At 72.9% G+C, this 21,076-nt stretch carries 20 protein-coding genes and 1 pseudogene; 10 read left to right on the plus strand and 11 right to left on the minus strand.

Annotated elements, in window-relative coordinates:
- Positions 1-96: 96 nt before the first annotated feature.
- Positions 97-2,097, minus strand: coding sequence for an alpha-1,4-glucan--maltose-1-phosphate maltosyltransferase (locus tag ACFWR9_RS40020; protein ID WP_383851806.1), 2,001 nt, complete (start codon positions 2,095-2,097; stop codon positions 97-99).
- Between the two features lie 51 nt (positions 2,098-2,148).
- Positions 2,149-2,421: a DUF5133 domain-containing protein gene (locus ACFWR9_RS40025; RefSeq protein ID WP_383851809.1), complete on the minus strand. Its 273-nt coding sequence runs from the start codon at positions 2,419-2,421 to the stop codon at positions 2,149-2,151.
- 285 nt (positions 2,422-2,706) lie between these two features.
- Here ACFWR9_RS40025 and ACFWR9_RS40030 point away from each other — a divergent pair, with 285 nt between their 5' ends.
- Positions 2,707-3,213, plus strand: a complete 507-nt coding sequence (locus tag ACFWR9_RS40030; RefSeq protein ID WP_383851812.1) for a pep a2 — start codon at positions 2,707-2,709, stop codon at positions 3,211-3,213.
- Complete coding sequence (gene glgX, locus ACFWR9_RS40035; protein ID WP_383851815.1) at positions 3,210-5,357, plus strand: glycogen debranching protein GlgX; 2,148 nt, start codon at positions 3,210-3,212, stop codon at positions 5,355-5,357. The genes ACFWR9_RS40030 and glgX overlap by 4 nt, the downstream gene beginning before the upstream one ends.
- 10 nt (positions 5,358-5,367) lie before the next feature.
- Here the strand turns inward: glgX and ACFWR9_RS40040 are convergent, their stop codons facing one another.
- Positions 5,368-6,171, minus strand: a complete 804-nt coding sequence (locus ACFWR9_RS40040) for a VOC family protein (protein WP_383851818.1) — start codon at positions 6,169-6,171, stop codon at positions 5,368-5,370.
- A 227-nt stretch (positions 6,172-6,398) separates the two neighbouring features.
- Here ACFWR9_RS40040 and ACFWR9_RS40045 point away from each other — a divergent pair, with 227 nt between their 5' ends.
- The gene (locus ACFWR9_RS40045; protein WP_383851821.1) at positions 6,399-6,743 is read left to right on the plus strand and encodes an ANTAR domain-containing protein; all 345 of its coding nucleotides are present in this window, start codon (positions 6,399-6,401) and stop codon (positions 6,741-6,743) included.
- Here ACFWR9_RS40045 and ACFWR9_RS40050 read toward each other — a convergent pair.
- The gene (locus ACFWR9_RS40050; protein WP_383851857.1) at positions 6,727-7,518 is read right to left on the minus strand and encodes a SigB/SigF/SigG family RNA polymerase sigma factor; all 792 of its coding nucleotides are present in this window, start codon (positions 7,516-7,518) and stop codon (positions 6,727-6,729) included. The two genes, ACFWR9_RS40045 and ACFWR9_RS40050, sit on opposite strands and share 17 nt — an antisense overlap.
- Before the next feature lie 301 nt (positions 7,519-7,819).
- Between ACFWR9_RS40050 and ACFWR9_RS40055 the strand changes: the two genes are divergently transcribed.
- Positions 7,820-8,344, plus strand: coding sequence for a hypothetical protein (locus tag ACFWR9_RS40055; protein ID WP_383851823.1), 525 nt, complete (start codon positions 7,820-7,822; stop codon positions 8,342-8,344).
- Positions 8,345-8,378: 34 nt separating this feature from the next.
- Here ACFWR9_RS40055 and hemC read toward each other — a convergent pair whose 3' ends face one another.
- Positions 8,379-9,314, minus strand: a complete 936-nt coding sequence (gene hemC, locus ACFWR9_RS40060) for a hydroxymethylbilane synthase (protein WP_383851826.1) — start codon at positions 9,312-9,314, stop codon at positions 8,379-8,381.
- Between the two features lie 101 nt (positions 9,315-9,415).
- A complete protein-coding gene (locus ACFWR9_RS40065) occupies positions 9,416-10,192 on the minus strand; it encodes an NPP1 family protein (protein WP_383851828.1) in 777 nt (258 codons plus the stop codon).
- Positions 10,193-10,425: 233 nt separating this feature from the next.
- Between ACFWR9_RS40065 and ACFWR9_RS40070 the strand changes: the two genes are divergently transcribed.
- Positions 10,426-12,054: an IS200/IS605 family accessory protein TnpB-related protein gene (locus ACFWR9_RS40070; protein WP_383851831.1), complete on the plus strand. Its 1,629-nt coding sequence runs from the start codon at positions 10,426-10,428 to the stop codon at positions 12,052-12,054.
- Between the two features lie 96 nt (positions 12,055-12,150).
- Here the strand turns inward: ACFWR9_RS40070 and ligD are convergent, their stop codons facing one another.
- Complete coding sequence (gene ligD, locus ACFWR9_RS40075; RefSeq protein WP_383851832.1) at positions 12,151-13,131, minus strand: non-homologous end-joining DNA ligase; 981 nt, start codon at positions 13,129-13,131, stop codon at positions 12,151-12,153.
- Positions 13,132-13,228: 97 nt separating this feature from the next.
- Entirely contained in the window at positions 13,229-13,363 is a 135-nt protein-coding gene (locus tag ACFWR9_RS40080) for a hypothetical protein (RefSeq protein WP_383851835.1), read from the minus strand.
- Positions 13,364-13,385: 22 nt separating this feature from the next.
- Between ACFWR9_RS40080 and ACFWR9_RS40085 the strand changes: the two are divergent.
- From ACFWR9_RS40085 to ACFWR9_RS40100, 4 genes and pseudogenes are all read left to right on the plus strand, one after another.
- A pseudogene (locus ACFWR9_RS40085) lies at positions 13,386-13,511 on the plus strand (helix-turn-helix domain-containing protein); the annotation flags it as partial.
- 63 nt (positions 13,512-13,574) lie between these two features.
- The gene (locus ACFWR9_RS40090; protein ID WP_383851837.1) at positions 13,575-13,955 is read left to right on the plus strand and encodes a DoxX family protein; all 381 of its coding nucleotides are present in this window, start codon (positions 13,575-13,577) and stop codon (positions 13,953-13,955) included.
- A complete protein-coding gene (locus ACFWR9_RS40095) occupies positions 13,952-14,419 on the plus strand; it encodes a peroxiredoxin (RefSeq protein WP_383851840.1) in 468 nt (155 codons plus the stop codon). Before ACFWR9_RS40090 ends, ACFWR9_RS40095 begins: the two co-directional genes overlap by 4 nt.
- Before the next feature lie 61 nt (positions 14,420-14,480).
- On the plus strand, positions 14,481-16,829 hold the full coding sequence (locus tag ACFWR9_RS40100) for a SpoIIE family protein phosphatase (protein WP_383851843.1): 2,349 nt from the start codon (positions 14,481-14,483) through the stop codon (positions 16,827-16,829).
- Between the two features lie 23 nt (positions 16,830-16,852).
- On the opposite strand, the gene ACFWR9_RS40105 is transcribed toward ACFWR9_RS40100, so the two are convergent.
- Positions 16,853-17,476, minus strand: a complete 624-nt coding sequence (locus ACFWR9_RS40105; protein ID WP_383851846.1) for a DNA polymerase ligase N-terminal domain-containing protein — start codon at positions 17,474-17,476, stop codon at positions 16,853-16,855.
- A gap of 50 nt (positions 17,477-17,526) precedes the next feature.
- Positions 17,527-18,357: an aldo/keto reductase gene (locus ACFWR9_RS40110; RefSeq protein ID WP_383851849.1), complete on the minus strand. Its 831-nt coding sequence runs from the start codon at positions 18,355-18,357 to the stop codon at positions 17,527-17,529.
- A gap of 154 nt (positions 18,358-18,511) precedes the next feature.
- Between ACFWR9_RS40110 and ACFWR9_RS40115 the strand changes: the two genes are divergently transcribed.
- The gene (locus ACFWR9_RS40115) at positions 18,512-19,489 is read left to right on the plus strand and encodes a TauD/TfdA dioxygenase family protein (RefSeq protein WP_383851851.1); all 978 of its coding nucleotides are present in this window, start codon (positions 18,512-18,514) and stop codon (positions 19,487-19,489) included.
- Positions 19,490-19,497: 8 nt separating this feature from the next.
- On the opposite strand, the gene ACFWR9_RS40120 is transcribed toward ACFWR9_RS40115, so the two are convergent.
- Entirely contained in the window at positions 19,498-20,925 is a 1,428-nt protein-coding gene (locus ACFWR9_RS40120; protein WP_383851854.1) for a metallophosphoesterase family protein, read from the minus strand.
- Positions 20,926-21,076: the final 151 nt, after the last annotated feature.

A 21,076-nucleotide genomic window follows, 5' to 3' on the forward strand; every position in this document is an offset into this window, starting at 1 on the left:
CGAGAACCTCGTAGAAGACGGCTCGTTTGAACCAGTCCGGGTCGCGGTCCTTGGCCGGGGTGTCCTCGAAGGTGTCCGGCACGGGCTCGTTGACGGTCATGAGGCTCCTGACCCACCGTTCTGCGGCGCGGCGGCGGACGGCCGCCGGACGTGGAAGACGTGGGCGGGAGTCCGGCCGGGCTCCAGACGCACGTAGTTCGTCCGGCCCCAGTGGTAGGTCTGACCCGTGAGTTCGTCATGGACGGGCACGGTCTCGTGCCAGTCCAGGCCGAGCTGCGGCATGTCGAGGGAGATCGTGGCCTCCTGGGTGCGATGCGGATCGAGATTGGCGACCACCAGGACGGCGTCGGACCCGAGGCGCTTGCTGTACGCGATCAGCGCGTCGTTGTCGGTCCGGTGGAAGCGGAGGTTGCGCAGCCGGTGCAGCGCGGGATGGTCACGCCGGATGGTGTTGAGGCGGGTGATGAGGGGGGCGATGGTGCGGCCCTCGCGGGTGGCGGCGGCCCAGTCGCGGGGTTTGAGCTGGTACTTCTCGGAGTCGAGGTATTCCTCGCTGCCCTCGCGCAGGGGTGTGTGCTCGCAGAGTTCGTAGCCGCTGTAGATGCCCCAGGTGGGGGAGAGGGTGGCGGCGAGGACGGCGCGGACCTCGAAGGCGGGGCGGCCGCCGGTCCGGAGGTAGGCGTGCAGGATGTCGGGGGTGTTGGCGAAGAAGTTGGGCCGCATGTAGGAGGCGGCCTCCCCCGACAGTTCGGTGAGGTACTCGGTCAGTTCCTGTTTGGTGTTGCGCCAGGTGAAGTAGGTGTAGGACTGCTGGAAGCCGATCTGGGCGAGGGTGTGCATCATCGCGGGGCGGGTGAAGGCCTCGGCCAGGAAGATGACGTCGGGGTCGGCGCGGTTGATCTCGCCGATGACGCGTTCCCAGAAGACGACGGGTTTGGTGTGGGGGTTGTCGACGCGGAAGACGCGCACGCCGTGGTCCATCCAGAAGCGCAGGACGCGCACGGTCTCGGTGATGAGGCCGTCGAGGTCGGCGTCGAAGGCGACGGGGTAGATGTCCTGGTACTTCTTGGGCGGGTTCTCGGCGTGGGCGATGGTGCCGTCGGGGCGGTGGTGGAACCAGTCGGGGTGTTTGTGGACCCAGGGGTGGTCGGGGGAGCACTGGAGGGCGAAGTCGAGGGCGATCTCCAGGCCGTGCCGGCCGGCGGTGTGGATGAAGTGGTCGAAGTCGTCGAGGGTGCCCAGGGCGGGGTGGAGGGTGTCGTGGCCGCCTTCGGGGGAGCCGATGGCCCAGGGGACGCCGACGTCGTCGGGGGTGGCGGAGAGGGTGTTGTTCTGGCCTTTGCGGTGGGTGGTGCCGATGGGGTGGACGGGTGGGAGGTAGACGACGTCGAAGCCCATCGCGGCGATGGCGGGCAGCCGGCGGGCGGCGGTGCGGAAGGTGCCGTGGGGCTGTTCGGGGGTGCCCTCGGAGCGGGGGAAGAACTCGTACCAGGCGCCGTACAGGGCGCGTTCGCGTTCGACCAGCAGGGGGAGCGGGTCGGAGGAGGTGACCAGCTCCCGCAGCGGGTGCCGGGCCAGCACCGCGTCCACCTCCGGCGTCAACGCCGCCGCCAGCCGGGTGGCCACGGGCAGCGTGTCGTCGAGCAGGGTCTCCGAGGCGGCCAGCAGCACCGACCGCCCCGAGGTCCCCGGAACGCCGGCGGCGGCCCGCCGGTACAGCTCGGCCCCCTCCTCGAGAACGAGGCCGGCGTCGATGCCGGCCGGGATCTTGATGCCCGCGTGGTGCCGCCAGGTGGAGACGGGGTCGCTCCACGCCTCCACCCGGTAGGTCCAGTTGCCAGGTGCGCCCGGGGTGACCTCGGCGCCCCAGCGGTCGGTGCCGGGTGCCAGCTCCCGCATCGGCGTCCACGGGCCCGGCCGGCCCTCCGGGTCCTTCAGCACGACGTTGGCGGCGACCGCGTCGTGTCCCTCCCGGAACACGGAGGCGGAGACTTCGAACGTCTCCCCCGTCACCGCCTTCGCCGGCCGCCTGCCGTGCTCCACCACCGGGTGGACGTCCCGTACCGGGATGCGTCCGATGCCCACGGTCCTAGTCATCCGTTCTCACCTCCGCCGTGCTCGGGGCCGGGCGTGCGCCCGGCCGATGGGTCAGGCAGCGCCGGAGGGGGTCCTCGGCCCCGAGGGTGCGAAACGTTCCGGCTGCTCCTGCGCATGGGTGACCAGGTTCGTCCGCAGATACCGCTCGGCGGCGTCGGCGGCCTCGCGCGCGCACCGCTTTCCCATCAGCACGCAGAGGGTGTAGCCGGAGTCCTCGAAGGTGGTGCGGACCGTCAGGTCCGTGGGGGACGCCAGCATCGAGCGTTCCCAGGCGCGGTAATGCCGCAGCTGCCGGGCGACTTCGCTCTTCGCGGGGAGCAGCATGGCCGGTCACCTTCCGGACGGTCCGGTGGTACGGACGATCGAGTTCTTCACACATGGTGCACGGGTGGTGACGCGCCGTCTTGTTGGATCTTCAACCGTTTCTCGGGTCGCCGCCGCCCCGCTTTCCGCCCATTTGCAGGGATTCGGCGCTCGTGTTGCACGAATGGACTACCGCTCCCACTCTGGAGTGACTCAGAAGCGATCAGCGCTCACGCTTCGTGATCGGGGAGCCCGTCCCCCAAGGGACGGGAGGAGCGGGAGCCTTCGCGGTGAGGAGCCACGACGATGAAGACCGCAGTGCCCTGCTACTACCACCTCGACGTGGAAGTGAGCCCGGAACGGGTCCGACAGGTCAGGCGCATCCTGGCCGCTCACCTCCGGTTCTGGAACCTGGAGAACCTCGTCGAGCCGGTCTGTTCGGGTGCCGAGATGCTGCTTCGGGCGATCGACGAGCACGCGAGCGACAAGAACACGTCGATCGAGATGTGGTGGAACCACCAGCACCTCATCACGGCCGTAGCGGGCAACGACCACGCCCTCCGCCCCGACCAGGACCTGCGCACCTGCCTCCAGCACCTCGCCGCGCACAGCGACGGCTGGGGCTGCTGCGCCACCGGCACCGGGGCGAAGGTCATCTGGTTCTCCCGGCGCGCCCGGTCCGCCGAACGCGTCCCGCTGGTGGCCAGGTCACCGGAGCCGATCACCCAGGAGGGGCTGGAAGTGCCGCGGGAGATCATGCCGGTGGCGCGCCTCGCCCGCCCGGCCGTCGGCGTGCTGGAGGAGGCCCGGTGACCCGCGAGCGGCCGAACTGGAAGGGGTCGCCCGTGTGGAGCGGGCTCCCCTATCCGCTGGGCGCCGTCTACGACGGGCAGGGCACCAACTTCGCGCTGTTCAGCGAGGTCGCCGAACGGGTCGACCTGGTGCTCGTCGACGACGACGGCACCCACAGCACGATCGCGCTGCCCGACGTCGACGGCTTCGTCTGGCACTGCTACCTGCCCGGCGTCGGCCCGGGCCGGCGGTACGGCTACCGGGTCCACGGTCCGTGGGCCCCCGCGGTGGGCCACCGCTGCAATCCCGCGAAGCTGCTCCTCGACCCCTACACCCGCGCGGTGGACGGGCTGGTGGACAACCACGCTTCCCTCTTCGAACGGGCGCAGGGCAGGGCCGACCCGGGCGACAGCGCCGGACACACCATGCTCGGCGTCGTCACCGACCCCTTCTTCGACTGGGGCGACGACCGCCCGCCCAGGCGCCGGTACGCGGAGTCCGTGATCTACGAGGCGCACGTCCGCGGGCTCAGCCGCACCCATCCCGACGTCCCGCCGGAACTGCGCGGCACCTACGCCGGGCTGGCGCACCCGGCGGTCGTGGAGCACCTGACGTCCCTCGGCGTGACCGCCGTGGAGCTGATGCCGGTGCACCAGTTCGTGTACGACGGGGTGCTCCAGGACCGGGGCCTGTCCAACTACTGGGGCTACAACACCATCGGCTTCTTCGCGCCCCACAACGGCTACGCCGCCCTCGGCACCCGCGGCCAGCAGGTCACCGAGTTCAAGTCGATGGTCAAGACGCTGCACGAGGCCGGCCTCGAAGTCATCCTCGACGTGGTCTACAACCACACCGCCGAGGGCAACGAGCAGGGCCCCAGCCTCTCCTTCCGGGGCATCGACAACGCCTCGTACTACCGCCTGGTGGACGGCGACTGGCAGCACTACTACGACACCACCGGCACCGGCAACAGCCTGCTGATGCGGCACCCCTACGTCCTCCAGCTCATCATGGACTCGCTGCGGTACTGGGTGACCGAGATGCACGTCGACGGCTTCCGCTTCGACCTCGCGGCCACCCTGGCCCGGCAGTTCCACGAGGTGGACCGGCTGTCGGCGTTCTTCGACCTCATCCAGCAGGACCCGGTGATCAGCCGCGTCAAGCTGATCGCCGAGCCCTGGGACGTCGGCGAGGGCGGCTACCAGGTCGGCAACTTCCCGTCGCTGTGGTCGGAGTGGAACGGCAAGTACCGGGACGCCGTACGGGACTTCTGGCGCTCGGAGGAGCACACCCTCGGCGAGTTCGCCTCCCGGCTGACCGGCTCGTCCGACCTGTACCAGCACAGCCGGCGCCGCCCCCGCGCCAGCGTCAACTTCGTGACGGCGCACGACGGGTTCACCCTGCGCGACCTCGTCTCCTACAACGACAAGCACAACGACGCCAACGGCGAGGACAACCAGGACGGCGAGAGCCACAACCGGTCCTGGAACTGCGGCGCCGAGGGCGCGACCAAGGACCCGGCCGTCCGGGAGCTGCGCGGCCGCCAGCAGCGCAACTTCCTCGCCACGCTCCTGCTCTCCCAGGGCATCCCGATGCTCTGCCACGGCGACGAACTGGGCCGTACCCAGCGCGGCAACAACAACGCCTACTGCCAGGACAACGAGATCTCCTGGATCGACTGGCGGCTGGACGACGAGCAGCACGCCCTCCTGGACTTCGCCCGGCGCGTCATCGCGCTGCGCGCCGACCACCCCGTGCTGCGCCGGCGCCGCTTCTTCCTCGGCGACACGGTCACCCGAGCGGACCAGCCGCTGCCCGACCTGGTGTGGCTGCGGCCGGACGCCACGGAGATGACCGACGCCGACTGGCAGCGCTCCGACGCGCACGCCGTCGGCGTCTTCCTCAACGGCGACGCCATCGCCGAACCCGACCCGCGCGGCCGGCCGGTGGTCGACGACTCCTTCCTGCTGCTGTTCAACAGCCACTGGGAGCCCGCCGGCTTCCGGCTGCCCGGCGCGGGCTACGGCGAGCGCTGGACGGCCCTGGTCGACACCGCCGACCCCGAGGGCGTCCCCGACGAGGCGGAGCACAAGGCGGACACCGCGGTGACCGTCGAGCAACGCAGTCTGCTGCTGCTCTCCCGGCCGTCCCGCACCGGCCGGTGAGCCGGTGAGGTCAGCCGTCGAGGCGGCGCGCGGTCACCGTGAACTGCGCGCCGTCGGCGTCCCGGAGCACGGCCTCGTCGCCGCCCAGGGAGAGCACGCTGCCGCCGTGCAGCTCCGCCGCCCGGGCGCACGCCCCGACGTCGTCCACCGCGAAGTGGACCTGCCAGTGCGGCCGCACGGCCGGGTCGGGGGCCGCCTCCAGGGCGCCGGACTCGATGCGGGCCACGACGTCGCCCTGATTGCGCAGGACCACCTCGTCGCCCTCGTACCGGACCTCGCAGCAGCCCTCGCCCGACGCCCAGTCGAAGATCTCGCCGTAGAAGATGGCGGCGTCGAAGGCGTCACGCGTGTGCAGCCGGATGAACGCGGGGCGCGACATGCGCCAGGCGTCCCACTCGGTGAACAGCTCGCCCTCCCAGATCCCGAAGGTCGCGCCGTCCCGGTCGGCGAGCAGCGCGGCCCGCCCGGGCGGCAGGGAGATCGGCCCGACCGCGGTGGTACCGCCGCGCTCCTGCGCCCGCGACACGGCCTCGTCCGCGCTGCGCACGGCGAAGTACGGCGTCCACGCCACCGCCATCTGCCACATCGCGGCCACCGCGGCGATCCCGGCGACGGGCACCTCGTCGGCCAGCGCGATGCGGAAGGGCTCGCCCAGCTTGCCGGGCCGCCACTGCCAGCCCAGCACGGCGGAGTAGAACTCCTCGGTGGCCAACAGATCCCGGCTGGTGAGACTCACCCAGCAGGGCGCCCCGTACACGGAGTGCGTGGACATCAGGCTGTCCGCGCCGGCGGGGTAGGTCATGTCGTGGTTCATGGCAGTCGCGTCCTGGTCTCGTCCACCGGCAGCCACCGGCTCCACACCAGTGTCCGGCCGGGAGTGCGGCGGGCGCCTGCCGAGTACCCCGGCGGCGACGCCGAAACGGTGGCGCGGGCGCCCCGTACGGCCCAGTGGCGCGCCGCCCCGGGGGTCGCGACCATGGAGGCGGCACAGCGGTCCCGCGCGGCACAGGCTGCGGTGACCCGCCGGATCCGGAGGTAACCATGCCCACGGACACGGGCTCGGACCAGATCTTCCAGCTGCAGGAGCAGGTCCGGCAGCTGAAGGAGGCGGTCGTCTCGCACGCCGTCGTGGACCAGGCGATCGGGATGATCGTCGTCCTGGGCCGGGTGGCACCGGACCAGGGGTGGATCATCCTGAGGGAGGTCTCCCAGCACACGAACATCAAACTCCGTGACGTCGCGGAGACGATCCTCGTCTGGGGGCGCACCGGGGTGATGCCGCCGCGGATACGGGCCGCCCTGGAGGACACCCTGGACCGCCAGTGCCCGACCCACGTCCCCGGCCGCCCCGCCGGAGCGCTGAGACCCCTCAGCGGACCTCCGTGAGGATCTCCTCGCGGATCCGGTCGAAGCAGCCGGTGAGCAGCCGGGAGACGTGCATCTGGGAGATGCCGAGCTGCTGCGCGATGCGGCTCTGCGTCATCCCGCCGAAGAAGCGCAGGTAGAGGATGGTGCGCTCGCGCTCGGGCAGCGCCTCCAGGCAGGGCCGCACGGCCACCCGGTCCACCACCGCGTCGAACGCCGGATCGGGGCCGCCGAGCGCGTCCCCGAGGGCGTACCCGTCGGTGCCGGGCATCTCCGCCTCCAGCGACAGGGCGGTGAAGCACTCCAGGGCCTCCATGCCGGTACGGACCTCGACCGTGGTCAGCTGCGCGTGCTCGGCGATCTCCTCGACCGTCGGCGCGCGTCCCGGCGTGGTCTGCGCCAGCTCCTTCGCCGAGCGGCGCACCCGGTTGCGCAGGTCCTGGATCCGGCGCGGCACGTGCAGGGTCCACATGTGGTCGCGGAAGTGCCGCTTGATCTCGCCGGTCACGGTCGGCACGGCGTACGCCTCGAAGGCGTGGCCGCGTTCCGGGTCGTAGTGGTCGACGGCCTTGACCAGCCCGAGGGCCGCCACCTGGTAGAGGTCCTCCAGGTTCTCGCCGCGGCCCCGGAAGCGTACGGCGATCCGCTCCGCCATCGGGAGCCAGCTCCGGATCAGTTCGTCCCGCAGCGCCTTGCGCTCGGGTCCCTCGGGCAGCCCGGCGAGCCGGTCGAACGCCGCGGCGGTGTCGGGGGCGTCGTCGTGCGGGTGGGGCTTGGTACGGCCGGCGACACGCATCACGCGCACCTCCCTCGGCAGGGGTGCTGGCAAGTCCTCGTACATATGGATACTGAGCGCGATTGGCCCGAACGGCCACTCGAACGGCTGCGGGCCGGTGATCGACACGGCGGACGGGCCGGAAGTGATGTGCGGCACGCTCCCCGTGATCGTCCGGCGCGGGCGTCGGCGGATCGTTCCTGGGCAGCGCTTGATCACCGGTCAAAGGGCACGAAGTCCCTGGCCACAGCGCATTCCACTCATTTGACAGTGCACTGAGCGCCCAGATAGGAAGCAGCGTCGAGAGGTCGAGAGGGGCACCGTGTACGAGCCGAACGTGGTCGGGGACTGGCAGGAGTACGACGAGCACGCCGGCCTGCGGGTCCGCGTCCACCGTCTTGAGCCGGCCGAGCCGCCGCGTGGGCGCGACGACGCCGCCGAGGGGCTGACGTACTTCTGTGTCCGGGTGACCGTCGAGAACCGGGGCACCGGGCACCTCGGCATCCACCTGGAGGACGGCCAGATCGACGTGCGGATCGGCCCCGACGGTGAGAGCGCCTTCCTCGACTGGCGCAACTCCCAGTTCATCGAGGGCTTCGACGTCTACCCGCTGCGCCGGGCCACCGCCGTGCTCTACGCGGCCGGCCCGGAGCCGAGCCTGGGGCAGGTGGACGTCCAGGTCCAGCTGCGGGTGGACGAGGAGTGGGCCGACCGCCGGCTGTGGAGCGGCGGCCTCGGACTGCCCGACACAGCCGCCGGGGCGGCCCCGGGCGCGGTGCGGGACGAGGGGCTCGCGCACCAGGTGAGCGCCTTCCTGCGGGGGCAGGCGGAGGAGGGCTCCGCCTGATCCGCCGGGGTGGCAGCGGCCGGGCCGCGGCGCCTCAGTGCGCGATGCCGTCGATGATCTCGCGGGCGCCCTGACGCAGCAGGGCCACGGCGACCGAGGTGCCCAGGGTGGCCGGGTCGAGCCGGCCGGCCCACTCGTGGGCGTTCAGCCGCGTCTTGCCGTCCGGGGTGAACACACAGGCCCGCAGCGAGAGTTCCCCGCTCCGGTCCACGCGGGCGTACCCGGCGATCGGGCTGTTGCAGTGCCCCTGGAGAACGTGCAGGAACATGCGCTCCGCCGTCGCCTCCCGGTGCGTCCGCGGATGGCCGAGGCCGCTGACCGCGTCGATCAGCGCGGTGTCGTCCTCGCGGCACTGGAGGGCGAGGACACCCGCGCCGATCGGCGGCATCATCGTCTCGGGGGAGAGGACCTCGCTGATCACGTCCCGGCGGCCGATGCGCTCCAGGCCGGAGACCGCGAGCAGCAGCGCGTCCGCCTCACCGGCGGCCAGTTTCGCCAGCCGCCGGTTGGCGTTGCCCCGGAACGGCACGCACCGCAGGTTCGGGTGGGTGGCGGCCAGCTGCGCGACGCGGCGCACCGAGGAGGTGCCGACGCGGGTCCCGGCCGGCAGTTCGTCCAGGGTGAGCCCCTCCGGGTGGACGAGGGCGTCCCTGATGTCGTCGCGCTCCAGGAAGGCGGCGAACACCGTGCCGGCGGGCAGCGGCCGGTCGGCGGGCACGTCCTTGACGCAGTGCACGGCGAGATCGGCCTCGCCCGACAGCAGGGCGGCGTCCACCTCCTTGGTGAACGCGCCCTTGCCCTCCACCAGCGACAGGTCGCCGAGCCACTTGTCGCCGGTGGTCTTCACCGGTACGACCTCGGTGCGCACACCGGGGTGGAGGGCCGCCAGCTCCCCCCGGACGCGCTCGACCTGAGCGAGGGCCATGGGGGAGTCGCGCGAGACGATACGGATCAGTTCGGGGTCGGACATGCGGACACGATAGTGCTCACCGGGGTGCCCAGGTCGCGTGGTTCGCCCGACCGGCCGGTTGTCGTCCGTCTCCCCGGGCGTCCCGCTCGGGCGTCCGCCTCTCAGGCGTTCGGGTCGAAGGGGATGCCGGCGGGCTTGGCAGCCGCCAGGTGGGAGGCGAAGCTGCCGTCCTTCAGGCCGAAGTGGGCGCTGCCGAAGTCGTGGGAGGCCAACTTGTCGCGCACACCCGCCGGATAGCCGTTCCAGCCCACCAGCGCCGGGTACTGCCAGCCGCCCTTGTGGTTCTCCGGCGGCTCGTCGCCCGGGGTCGCCAGGCGGAAGCAGTGGGTGCTGATGCCGTCCTTGTGGTAGACGATCTTCGGGTGGGTGCCGTCGAAGCGGACCGCCGAACGCGCGTGCACGCTGAACGAGCCGTGGTTGGAGGTCGAGACGTACCGCACCGCGCCGTCCCGCACCCACACCACCACGTGCTCCCAGTCGTGCCGGTGGCCGCCGAGACTGCTGCCGGGCAGCGCCTGGTCCTTCTCGAAGTACAGGCCGTACATGTAGGCGCACCACCCGTTGTCGCACTTCGCCCGCGAGTAGCCGTTGGTGTTGTCCAGGTCGGCGGCGTCCCGGCAGTTGCCGTTGAGCGCGCCGGTCGGCTTGAGCCCGCCGTTGACCGTGCCGTCGGCGCCGATGGCCGGCGTGGGATAGCAGCCGTCGGTGTCGTAGTCGTAGGCCGGCTGGTACGTCTGCTCCAGGCCGTCCGCGTTGCCGGGCAGTCCCGGCGGCGGGGCGGCGAACGCGCTCGCGGGGAAGGCGACGACGAGGGCGAGGGCACCGAGCGGTGCGGTGAGCCATCTCAGGCGGCGGGGGGTGGCGGTACGCGAGGGCATCGCGTTCTCCTCTGCTGGGCGCAGCCCAACGGCTGTGGGGGGAAGGGGGGTTGGGAACTGCTGGTCTTTGACTCCGCATGAGTGTGCTCTGGCGTGCATGGGTGAGTACGGCAGGGTCGGAGGGCTCGGTGTCCGGGTGCGAACGGGAGTCTGTCCGTCGCATGCGTGACCTCTGGCGGGTGGTCGTCGTTGGGTGGGGTGGGCGAGTCGTCACGGCTGATCGGGGGTGTGGGGTGGGGGGTCTACGGGAGCTTGCGGCGCCGTTTGTCGCGCTGGGCCCGTCTGGGGTGGCGGTCCGTACCCGGCTCAAGCAGCTCACCGCTGCTGACGTGGAGGTGTTGCGGCGGGTGGGCGCGCATCTGGGCGTGCTGGCCTCCCGCGATCTGAAAGCGCGCTGCCGTGACGGGCTGGGGCATGATGCCGGGGCGTGGGCGGTGCGCAAGCGGGAGCTGACGCCCGAATCGTCGGCCCGGTGGGCGGGAGCGATCACCAAGGCGACGCACGACCAGTGGGCGCTGGCCCGCCGTAGTGCTCTCGCCCACATCCAGTCGCTGGAGGCGGGAGTACGCACCCTCCGCCACCGGTTGTCGCTGCCCGTCGGGCAGAAGGGCAGCAGGCGGGCTCCGGGTGGTTACCGCAGCAGGCGGGAGTGGCACGCCAAGGCCCGCCGACTGCGCGTGCTGGAGGACCGGCTGGTTCGGGAGCGCGCCAACTGGGCGGCGGGCAGGGTGCGCGTGGTGAGGGGCGGCAGGCGGCTGGCCCGCGCGCGGCACCACCTGACCGCCGCCGGGCTCACCGAGGTGCGGTGGCGTGAACGGTGGGAAGCCGCGCGGTGGTTTGTGCAGGCGGACGGGGAGTCCGGGAAACGGTTCGGGAACGAGACCATCCGCATCACGCCGGACGGTGAGGTCAGCATCAGACTCCCCGCCCCACTCGCAGGGCTGGCCAACGCGCCGCACGGCCGGTACGTCCTCACCGGCCGGATCCGGTTCGCGCACCGGGGGCAGGAATGGGCCGACCGCGTCGCGGCGAACCGGGCCGTCGCCTACCGCATCCACCACGACCCGGCCCGCGGCCGCTGGTATGTGACGGCGTCCTGGCAGAAGCCTGTCACCCGCACGATCCCTCTGGGCGCGGCGCTGGCGCAGGGGGTGATCGGGGTCGACATGAACGCCGACCATCTCGCCGCCTGGCGCCTGGACACCCACGGCAACCCGGTCGGGAGTCCGCGCCGCTTCTCCTACGACCTGACCGGCTCCGCCGACCACCGCGACGCGCAGGTCCGCCACGCCCTGACCCGGCTCCTGCACTGGGCCACCTCCTGCGGCGTGCAGGCCATCGCCGTCGAGGACCTCGACTTCACCGCCGAGAAGACCCGCGAGAAACACGGCGGCAGGAAGCGTTTCCGGCAGCTGATCTCCGGCATGCCCACCGGCCGGCTCCGCGCCCGCCTGACCTCCATGGCTGACGCCACCGGCATCACGGTCATCGCCGTCGACCCCGCGTACACCTCCCGCTGGGGTGCCCAGCACTGGCAGAAGCCCCTCACCAGCTCAATCCGTAGGACGACCCGTCACGATGCGGCAAGCATCGCGATCGGACGACGCGCCCAGGGCTATCCGGTCCGGCGTCGGGCGGCACCGCCCCGCACCCACCAGAGCGATGGATGCGGGCATCGGACCGTCCAGGCCCCACCGGAAGGCTCTGGGCGTGAGGGACCCCGCCCCCGTATTCCCGGACCACGGACACGATCCGTGCCACCGGACACGGAGCGAACGCGGGCGACCAGGACACCCAACACCGTTCGGGATGTCCGCAGTGAGCCAGAGTGGGTCCAGGACTCACTCCTGCTCACTGAATAGGAACGGTTCAGGGTCCCGTCTTTCCCTCCCACGCCAAGGGCGCCCGGGCGTCACCGCGATGAAGGGCGGCCCAATGAATGACGCGCCGTCACACGTTCACCCCGGGTCGTCCGGAATGTCGGCCGCCGACTCCTCGGGCGCCAGGTCCGGGCGGAGCCTGAGCCAGGAGGGCTGGCGCAGCATGCCCTCCCGGGTGCGGGTGCTGTAGCGGACCTCGCCGACCAGCCGGGGGACCACCCAGCGCGCTCCCGGCACCGCCGGTACCGGATCGAAGGGGCAGACGTCCGTCGCCGCCGCCCCGAGCAGCGCCGCCAGTTCGGCACGCTCGGCCGCGCTCCAGCCGGTGCCGACGCCGCCGACATAGCGCAGCCGCCCCTCGGCGCGCTGGCCGACCAGGAGGGCGCCGGGCAGGCCCGTGATGTGTCCCTTGCCGGGCAGCCAGCCGCCGACCACGACGTCCTCGCTGCGCATGTTCCGGATCTTGATCCAGGAACGGGAGCGGACCCCCGGTTCGTACACCGAGTCCAGCCGCTTGCACACCAGTCCCTCCAGGCCGTGCTCGCGGGTGGCGCGCAGCGCCTGTGCGCCGTGGCCGACCAGCGCGGCGGGGGTGGACCAGGCAGGACCGGCGAGGCCGAGGTCCGTCAGCCGCTCGCGGCGGCCGGTGTAGGGCAGGCGCAGCAGGGACTTGCCCGCCAGGTGCAGCGCGTCGAACAGCACCAGGTGGACCGGGACCCTCGCCGCCCGGTGGGCCGCCCTGGCCGGGGCGTGCGCGAGGCCCATCCGGGACTGGAGCAACTGGAAGTCGGCGCGGCCCTGTTCGTCCAGCGCCAGCACCTCGCCGTCCAGGACCGCCGGGATGGCGCCGAGGGCGGTGGCGAGCGGTGCCAGTTCGGGATAGGCGGCGGTGATGTCCTGGCCGGAGCGGGCGCGCAACAGCACCGTGGCGTCGCCGGGCAGGTAGACCACCACGCGCTGGCCGTCCTGCTTCGTCTCGTAGGCCCAGCGCGAGTCCAGCGCGGCGGGCGGCAGGACGCCGGGGGTGGCGAGCATGGGCGGGATCTGCGGCAGCTCCACGGGTCAGTTCTCGACGCGCCGGGCCGTCGTCACGCGCGTCGCCCGCCAGGTTCGCCTGAACGGCGCCGGTCCCGGGGAGGGGCCGTCGCCGTCGCCGTCAGTGGGCGGAGGCGGCCCGCGCCTCGATACCGTCGCCCGGTGACGTGTGCGCCACCGAGCCGGCGGGACGGTGCCGGGGAATGAAGGACGCGATGGCGAAGGCCAGCAGGGCAGCGCCGACACCGACGGCCATGACCACCTTGAACGCGTTCTCGCTCGCCGACGACCTCCCCGTGACCACCGTCGCCCACCGCTGCGGCTGGTCCTCGGCCAGCGCGTTCATCGAGGTCTTCCGCCGTTCGTTCGGCTGCACACCCGGCGCTCACAACCGCCGTGCCTGAGCCGGTCGCCACCGGTCCTTACCGTCGAGTAATATCGCGCGGCAGGCCCCCAGAGGAGGAACCGTGTCCCGGTCCGAACGCTCACCCCTGCTGCTCGCCGGCCTACTGGCCACCGCGGGCGTCGCCCATTTCGCCCAGCCCCGCACCTTCGACGCGATCGTGCCGCGCTCCCTGCCCGGCTCGCCCCGGGCGTGGACGTACGCCAGCGGCGTCGCCGAACTCGCGCTGGCCGCCGGTGTCGCCCTGCCGCGCACCCGCAAGGCGGCCGCGCTGACCGCGGCCGCCTTCTTCGTCGGGGTGTTCCCCGCCAACGCCAAGATGGCCTGGGACTGGCGGCACCGCCCCACGCCCCTGAGGGCCGCCGCCTACGGCAGACTGCCCGTGCAGGTGCCCCTGGTGCTGTGGGCCCGCAGCGTCGCCAAGGGCAGCGAGGGCCGGTCATGAGCCGTACGCCCGCCGTCGGCGACACCGTCGAGGACTTCACCCTGCCCGACGAGACCGGCACCCCGCGCCGCCTGTCCGAGCTGCTCGCCGACGGCCCGGTCGTGCTGTTCTTCTACCCCGCCGCCCTGACCACCGGCTGCACCGCGGAGGCCTGTCACTTCCGCGACCTCGCCGCCGAGTTCGCGGCCGTCGGCGCCCGCCCCGTCGGCGTCAGCGGCGACACCATGGAGAAGCAGCAGGAGTTCACCGGACGCCACACCCTCGGCATGCCGCTGCTCTCCGACACCGACGGCGCGGTCCGTGAGCTGTTCGGGGTGAAACGGGGGTTCAGCATGGCCCCGACCAAGCGGGTCACCTTCGTGATCGGCCGGGACCGCACCCTGCTGGAGGTCGTGCGCAGCGAGATCAGGATGAACACGCACGCCGACCGCGCCCTGGCCGCCCTCCGGGCGCACGGGGCCTGACGGGGCCGGTCACACCCCGTCCCGGTTGATACCGCTTCGTCCAGGGATGATCCTGGACGGCATGGAGGAAGTCTCCGCCGCGATGATCGTCGACGCCCGCGGAAGGGTGACGGGGTGGAGCGACGGCGCGCGGCGGCTCACCGGGTACCGGGCCGAAGAGGTCGTGGGACGCGCCGCGCGGGAACTGCTCGCGCGGGACGTGCCCTCCGGCCCCCTGTCCGGCACCGCCGTGATCCGGCACCGGGACGGCGGCACGGTGCTCCTGCGGCTGCGGTCCTGGCCGCTCCTTGGCGCCGACGGCGAACCGCTCGGCCACGCCGTGACCGCCGCCCCCGAAGGCCCGGGGCACGGCCTGATCGACGAGGCCGTCCAGCAGGCGTCCCTGTCGATGGCCGTCCTCGACCGCGACCTGCGCTTCCTGCACGTCAACGACACCACGTGCCACATGATGGGCCGCCCCGCCGAGGAACTGATCGGCCGCAGCCTCCCCGAGACGCTGGCCCGGACCGAGACCGGCCGGGGGACCTTCCTGCACCATCTGCGGCTCGCCGCCGAGCGCGGCCGGCCCGTCCAGTACGAGACCTACTCGCAGGCCCCCGCCGGCACCCGCCCGCACGCCTGGACCGTCGAGATCTGGCCGGTCCACGACGCGTCCGGCGCGCTCACCGCCGTCGCCGTGGCCGCGCTGGAGAGCACCGAACAGCACCGGGCGCGGGAGCGGCTGGCCCTGCTGAACGCGGCCGGCGCGGTCGGCAGCACCCTCGACGTCGTGCGCACCGCCGAGGAACTCGTCGGCCTGCTCGTGCCGCGGTTCGCCGGCTTCGCCACCGTCGACCTGCTCGACTGGACCCTCGGCACCGACGAGCCCCTCGCGGTGCCCACCGAGGACGGTGAACTGCGCCGGGTGGCCCACGCCGCCGCGACCGAGGGCTTCCCCACCCCCGCCGTGCACCTGGGCGGAAACCAGGTCTACCCGCCCTACGCCCCGCCCGCCCGGGCGATGCGGGAGGGCCGCGTCGTCCTCAGCGGACCCGGCGACCCCGACTTCGACCGCTGGATGCGGACGCGCGCGGCCGAGGCGCCGCACAACCAGCCGTTCCGCGAAGCCGTCTGCTCGCTCCTGTCCGTCCCGCTGCGGGCCCGCGGCACCACACTGGGCGTGGCGGTCGCCGCCCGGACCACGCCCAGGCAGCCGTACGCCACCGAGGACGCCGTACTGGCCGAGGAACTGGTCGGCCGGGCCGCCGTCTCCGTGGACAACGCCCGCCGCTTCGCCCGCGAACGCTCCACCGCCCTGGCGATCCAGCGCAGCCTGCTGCCCAGGGGCCTGCCCGGCCAGGCGGCGGTCGAGGTGGCCCACCGCTATCTCCCCACCGCGTCGGCGGCCGGCATCGGCGGCGACTGGTTCGACGTGATCCCGCTGTCCGGCACCCGCGTCGCCCTCGTCGTCGGCGACGTCGTGGGCCACGGCATCCCGTCCACGGCGACCATGGGCCGTCTGTGCACCGCGGTCCGCACCCTCGCCGACGTCGACCTGCCGCCCGACGAACTCCTCACCCACCTGGACGACCTCGTCACCCACCTCGCGGCCGTCGGCGAGACGGACGACGGCGACGGCGGCGAGGTCGCCGAACTGGGCGCCACCTGCCTCTACGCCGTCTACGACCCCGTCTCCCGTCGCCTGGCCCTCGCGGCGGCCGGCCATCCCGCGCCCGCGATCCTGCTGCCCGACGGCACCGCGCGGCTCGTCTCCGTGAGCGCCGGCCCGCCGCTCGGCGTCGGCGGACTGCCCTTCGAGGCGACCGAGCTGGAACTGCCCGAGGGCTCCGTCGTCGCCCTCTACACCGACGGCCTGGTCGAGGACCGCGAACGCGACCGCGACGTCGACCACGCCACGGCGGAACTGTGCCGTGCGCTGACCGCGCCCGCGGGCTCGCTCGACGCCCTGTGCGACGGCGTGCTCAAGGCCGTGCTGCCGGAGGAGCCCGCCGACGACGTCGCGCTGCTGCTGGCCCGCACCCGGGCCCTGGGCGAGGACCGGATCCGCATGTGGGACGTCCATCCCGACCCCGCCCACGTGGCGGCGACCAGGCGGTCCGTCATGGAACAGCTGGCGGTGTGGGGGCTGGACGAGACGGCCTTCGTCACCGAACTCGTCGTCAGCGAACTGGTCACCAACGCCATCCGGCACGGCGAACCGCCCATCCAACTGCGCCTCATCCGCCACACCGCGCTCATCTGTGAGGTCTCCGACGCCAGTTCCACCTCACCCCACCTGCGCCGGGCCCACGCCTACGACGAGGGCGGCCGGGGCCTGCTGCTGGTCGCCCAGCTCACCCAGCGCTGGGGCAGCCGGCAGACGGACACCGGCAAGACCATCTGGGCCGAACAGCCACTGCCCGCGCGGTGACCCGCCCGGCGGACCGGCGTCCGCTACTCCTCCCCGTCCTCCGCCGCGACCCGGGCGAGCGTGCGCCCGGTGCGCGCGGACCGGGCCCGCCGGGGGTCCGGGGCAGCGTGCCCGGGCCCGCCGCCGGCTGTCCGCACCAGCAGCCACGCCGCCTCCCCGTCGTCGGCGGCGCCGTCCGGCCCGCCGCGGAACCGGGTCAGCGCGTACTCCCCGCGCAGTTTCGTGCCGTGCAGCCGGAACCTGGCGTGGCCGTGCGCGAGCGACTCGGCGAAGTCGACGGGCCGGCCCCACCGGTCGTGGCTCAGCGGCTCGTAGTCGCCGCGGTCCCACACGATGACCGTGCCGCCCCCGTACTCGCCCGCCGGGATCACGCCCTCGAACTCCTCGTACTCCAGCGGATGGTCCTCGGTCGGCACCGCGAGCCGCTTGTCGCTCGGATCCGCCGGCGGGCCCTTCGGCACCGACCAGGACTTCAGTACGTCGCCCACCTGCAGTCGGAAGTCGAAGTGCAGGGTGCTCGCGTCGTGGATCTGCACCACGAAGCGGGGCCGCCCCTCCCCGGCGGCCGCTCCGCGCCCCGAGGGCTCACCGGTCCGGCCGAAGTCCCGTTTGCCGCGGTAGTCCCGCAGCCCGTTCGCGTCGCCCACCTGCCGCTCCTTCCCGGGAGACCGTCGCCGACCGGGACCGGGTACCCCCGTCAGAACTCCTCGTGCACCTCCGGGTCGCCGCCGATCCGCCGGTGCGCCCGGTCGGCCACGGCGCGCATCTGTTCCGCGTCCAGTTCGAAGCCGAAGACGTCGAGGTTCGCCCGCTGCCGCGCCGGGTCGCCCGACTTCGGGATGGGCACCGCGCCCAGCTGGGTGTGCCAGCGCAGGACCGCCTGGGCCGGGGTCACCCCGTGCGCGTCGGCGACCGCGGCGACGGCGGGGTCGTCCAGCAGGTCGCTGCCGCGGCCCAGCGGGCTCCAGCTCTCGGTGCGGATTCCCTTGCGCTCGTGGAAGTCGCGCAGCTCGTCCTGCGGGAACAGCGGGTGCAGCTCGATCTGGTTGACGGACGGCAGGACACCCGTCTCCTTCTCCAGCCGCTCGATGTGCTCCGCGGTGAAGTTGGAGACGCCCACCGAGCGCACAAGGCCGTCCTCGCGCAGCTTGATCATGGCCTTCCAGGAGTCGGCGTACTTGTCCACGCGCGGCAGCGGCCAGTGGATCAGGTACAGGTCGACGTACTCCAGGCCGAGCCGGGCCCGGGACTCCTCGAACGAGGCGAGCGTCTCCTCGTAGCCGTGGTGCCGGCCGGGCAGCTTGGTCGTCACGACGATCTCCTCGCGGGGGACCCCGCCGGCGGCCACCCCGCGGCCGACGCCGGTCTCGTTGCGGTAGTTCGTCGCCGTGTCGATCAGCCGGTACCCCGTCTCCAGGGCCGTACGGACCGCCCGCTCGGCCTCGTCGTCCTTCATCGGCCAGGTGCCGAGGCCCAGTGCGGGGAGCGTGGTGCCGTCGTTGAGCGTGTGCGCCGGGATGCTGATCACCGTGGGACCTTCCCTCGACTGTGCGCGGCGGTGTGCCGCCCGTCCAGCCTCGCCCACCGGGGGACCGGTGATCAACCGGACGGGGCGCGAGGGGGTCTGCCACGATCGGTGCCGGAGCCGGAACGGACGGACCACACCGACCAACGGAGCACGCATGACGACGGACAGGACAGCGGCGGGCCGCACGGCGACGGGGGCCCGGGAAGTCGAGGTGAAACCCGCCGCCGGGCACATCGGCGCCGAGATCCACGGCGTCGACCTGGCGGCCGGCCTCGACGCGGCGCAGGTCGCGGCGGTCCGGGCGGCGGTGCTGCGCTGGAAGGTGGTGTTCTTCCGGGACCAGCGCCTCGACCACGCGGGCCATGTCGCGTTCGCGCGCCTCTTCGGCGAGCCGGTCGTCCTGCCCCGGCGCGGCAAGGCGTCACCGTCCGGTTTCCCGGAGATCGAGACCACCGCCGACCGGCTGGAGCTGGGCGGACGGTTCGGAATGGAGCACGACGAGTGGCTGCGCCGCCGGCGCCACACGCTGCTGCGCGGCTGGCACTGCGACCACGGCGCCCGCGTCGACCCGCCGGCCGCCACGATCCTGCGGGCCGAGACGGTACCGCCGTACGGCGGCGACACCACCTGGGCGAACCTCGCCGCCGCCTACGCCGGACTGTCCGCCCCGATGCGCGCCTTCGTCGACACCCTGCGCGCCGAACACCGCCTCGGCGTCGGCTACCAGCCCCGGCCCGGCGACGACGCCTATGTCCGGCACCTGCTGGACCACCAGACGGCGACCGTGCACCCGCTGGTCCGCGTCCATCCGGAGACGGGTGAGCGGGTGCTGTTCGTCAACGGCTACTACGTCGAGCAGATCACCGGACTCTCCCGGCCCGAGAGCGCCGCCCTCCTGGACCTGCTCCTGGAGCAGGCCACCCGCCCCGAGTACACGGTCCGCTTCCGCTGGGAGCCGGGCAGCGTCGCCTTCTGGGACAACCGGGCCACCATCCACCTCGCCCCCAGCGACAACGCCCACCTCGACCACCCCAGGACCATGCACCGCGTGATGCTCGCCGGCGACGTGCCCGCCGGGGTCGACGGCACCCCGTCCGAACCCCTCACCGGCAGCGAACCGGGCCGCTGGTGACGTCGGCGTCAGGTGAGCGGGATCGTCACCTCGTCCTCCACCGGCGGGTCCAGCTCCTGCGCCCGGTTGCCGGTGGCGGCGTGGCAGCGCAGCCGCACCGCCTCCGGGGAGACGTCCAGGCGCAGGAAGCACTTGAAGAACGGCGGGCTGTAGGTCGCCGAACCCGGTGAGAACACCTGCGTGTAGACCTTGCGCACGGGCAGCCGGAACCGCTTCCTGTGCTCCGGCCGCCGTGCCGTGCCGAGCAGCCCGGCGACCAGCCGGGTGCGCCGGGTGACCCGCGCTCCGTCACCCGGGGCGCGGCCCGTGCGGATGCCGAGGCGTTCGGCGATCACGGCCGTCGCCTCGGCCTCCGTCAGCGTGAAGAAGCGGCGCATCCGCAGCCGGCGCCCGTACAGCGCGCTGTAGAAGGCGAGCGAGTCGCCGCGCAGCGGATAGGAGCGGAAGTCGTCCTCGGTGACACCGCCCGCCGAGACGCGCGGGATGGTGTGGGTGGCGTGCATGAACGCGCCACCGCCGCCCGCCACGACGTACTGGATCGTGCGGCCGTCCACGTCGACCGGATAGCGCTGGTAGTTGTGGATGTCGCCGCCTATCGCCGCGACGAAGTGGCGGGCCGGGTCGCGGACGATGTCGTCGACCGTGCCGCCGCCCTCGATGGCACAGGGCCGGCGCTCGCCGTCGACGTAGAGCGGCGAGCCGGTCACCAGGATCTTCGGCCGGGGCCCCGCGGACACCTCGCGCAGCCAGGCGCCCTGCGCGGCGTCGACCGTGCCGAGCAGCCCCGTGTCGATGCCGATGATCCGCACCGGTCCGGCGTCGATCGCCCAGTACGGCCCGGGCTGGTCGGCCTGCTGCGCCGGCGCGGACCGCAGCTTGCGCGCCTCGTCCAGGTGCCGGCCGTCGTCCGGGTCGGCCCGGTGCCACAGCAGGGACCGCAGCCACGCGGGGGTGAACGGCCGGGGGCGCGGCGCGGGCGGCGGGGGCGGGGCGTCGTCGCAGAAGACCCGCATGAAGCCGCCCAGGTCCTCGTACCAGTCGTGGTTGCCCGGTATCGCGTAGACCGGCGCCGGGTAGTCGCGGTACGGGCGGAAGAACTTCGTCCCGTAGTCGTCGGCACTGCCCACCGGGTAGATCACGTCGCTGGCGAGGACGGCGAACCGGGTGTCCTGACCGGCCTTCAGCAGGCCGGGCACGACGGCGTACTGGGGGTCGTCGCCCTCTCCGGTGTCGCCGATGACCAGGAACGAGAACCGGTCCGGGTCCGTCCGCCGGATCACCTTGTCGGCAGGCGCCCCGGCCGCCGTCCGCTGCGCCACCCAGCGGTCCCGGGTGCGGCCCGTCGGGTCCCCGAACCAGGAGGCCAGCACGCCGTTGCGGGCGGCCCACAGGGTTCTCGGGTTGAGCCAGGACAGCTTCTCGGTGCGCTGCGGCATGAGGTCTCGGTAGGCGCCGGGCTCGGCGGAGCCCCAGCCGGGGGGGGGGGGGGGGGTTTGTGTGCTTTATGGGGTGGTTTGTGTTGGGGGGGGGGGTTTTTGGTTGGGTGGGTGTTTTTGGGTTATGGGGCGGGGGTTTTGGGGGGTCGGG

The sequence above is a fragment of the Streptomyces sp. NPDC058534 genome, assembly GCF_042717365.1.
Lineage (GTDB): Bacteria > Actinomycetota > Actinomycetes > Streptomycetales > Streptomycetaceae > Streptomyces.

Coding starts and splice junctions, on each gene's coding strand:
- hemC (WP_383851826.1), bottom strand. CDS start 9,314: ATGTCCGACCCCGAACTGATCCGTATCGTCTCGCGCGACTCCCCCATG.
- ACFWR9_RS40025 (WP_383851809.1), bottom strand. CDS start 2,421: ATGCTGCTCCCCGCGAAGAGCGAAGTCGCCCGGCAGCTGCGGCATTAC.
- ACFWR9_RS40050 (WP_383851857.1), bottom strand. CDS start 7,518: ATGCGTGTCGCCGGCCGTACCAAGCCCCACCCGCACGACGACGCCCCC.
- ACFWR9_RS40065 (WP_383851828.1), bottom strand. CDS start 10,192: ATGCCCTCGCGTACCGCCACCCCCCGCCGCCTGAGATGGCTCACCGCA.
- ACFWR9_RS40045 (WP_383851821.1), top strand. CDS start 6,399: ATGCCCACGGACACGGGCTCGGACCAGATCTTCCAGCTGCAGGAGCAG.
- ACFWR9_RS40020 (WP_383851806.1), bottom strand. CDS start 2,097: ATGACTAGGACCGTGGGCATCGGACGCATCCCGGTACGGGACGTCCAC.
- ACFWR9_RS40095 (WP_383851840.1), top strand. CDS start 13,952: ATGAGCCGTACGCCCGCCGTCGGCGACACCGTCGAGGACTTCACCCTG.
- ACFWR9_RS40030 (WP_383851812.1), top strand. CDS start 2,707: ATGAAGACCGCAGTGCCCTGCTACTACCACCTCGACGTGGAAGTGAGC.
- ACFWR9_RS40120 (WP_383851854.1), bottom strand. CDS start 20,925: ATGCCGCAGCGCACCGAGAAGCTGTCCTGGCTCAACCCGAGAACCCTG.
- ACFWR9_RS40115 (WP_383851851.1), top strand. CDS start 18,512: ATGACGACGGACAGGACAGCGGCGGGCCGCACGGCGACGGGGGCCCGG.
- ACFWR9_RS40080 (WP_383851835.1), bottom strand. CDS start 13,363: ATGGCCGTCGGTGTCGGCGCTGCCCTGCTGGCCTTCGCCATCGCGTCC.
- ACFWR9_RS40040 (WP_383851818.1), bottom strand. CDS start 6,171: ATGAACCACGACATGACCTACCCCGCCGGCGCGGACAGCCTGATGTCC.
- ACFWR9_RS40100 (WP_383851843.1), top strand. CDS start 14,481: ATGGAGGAAGTCTCCGCCGCGATGATCGTCGACGCCCGCGGAAGGGTG.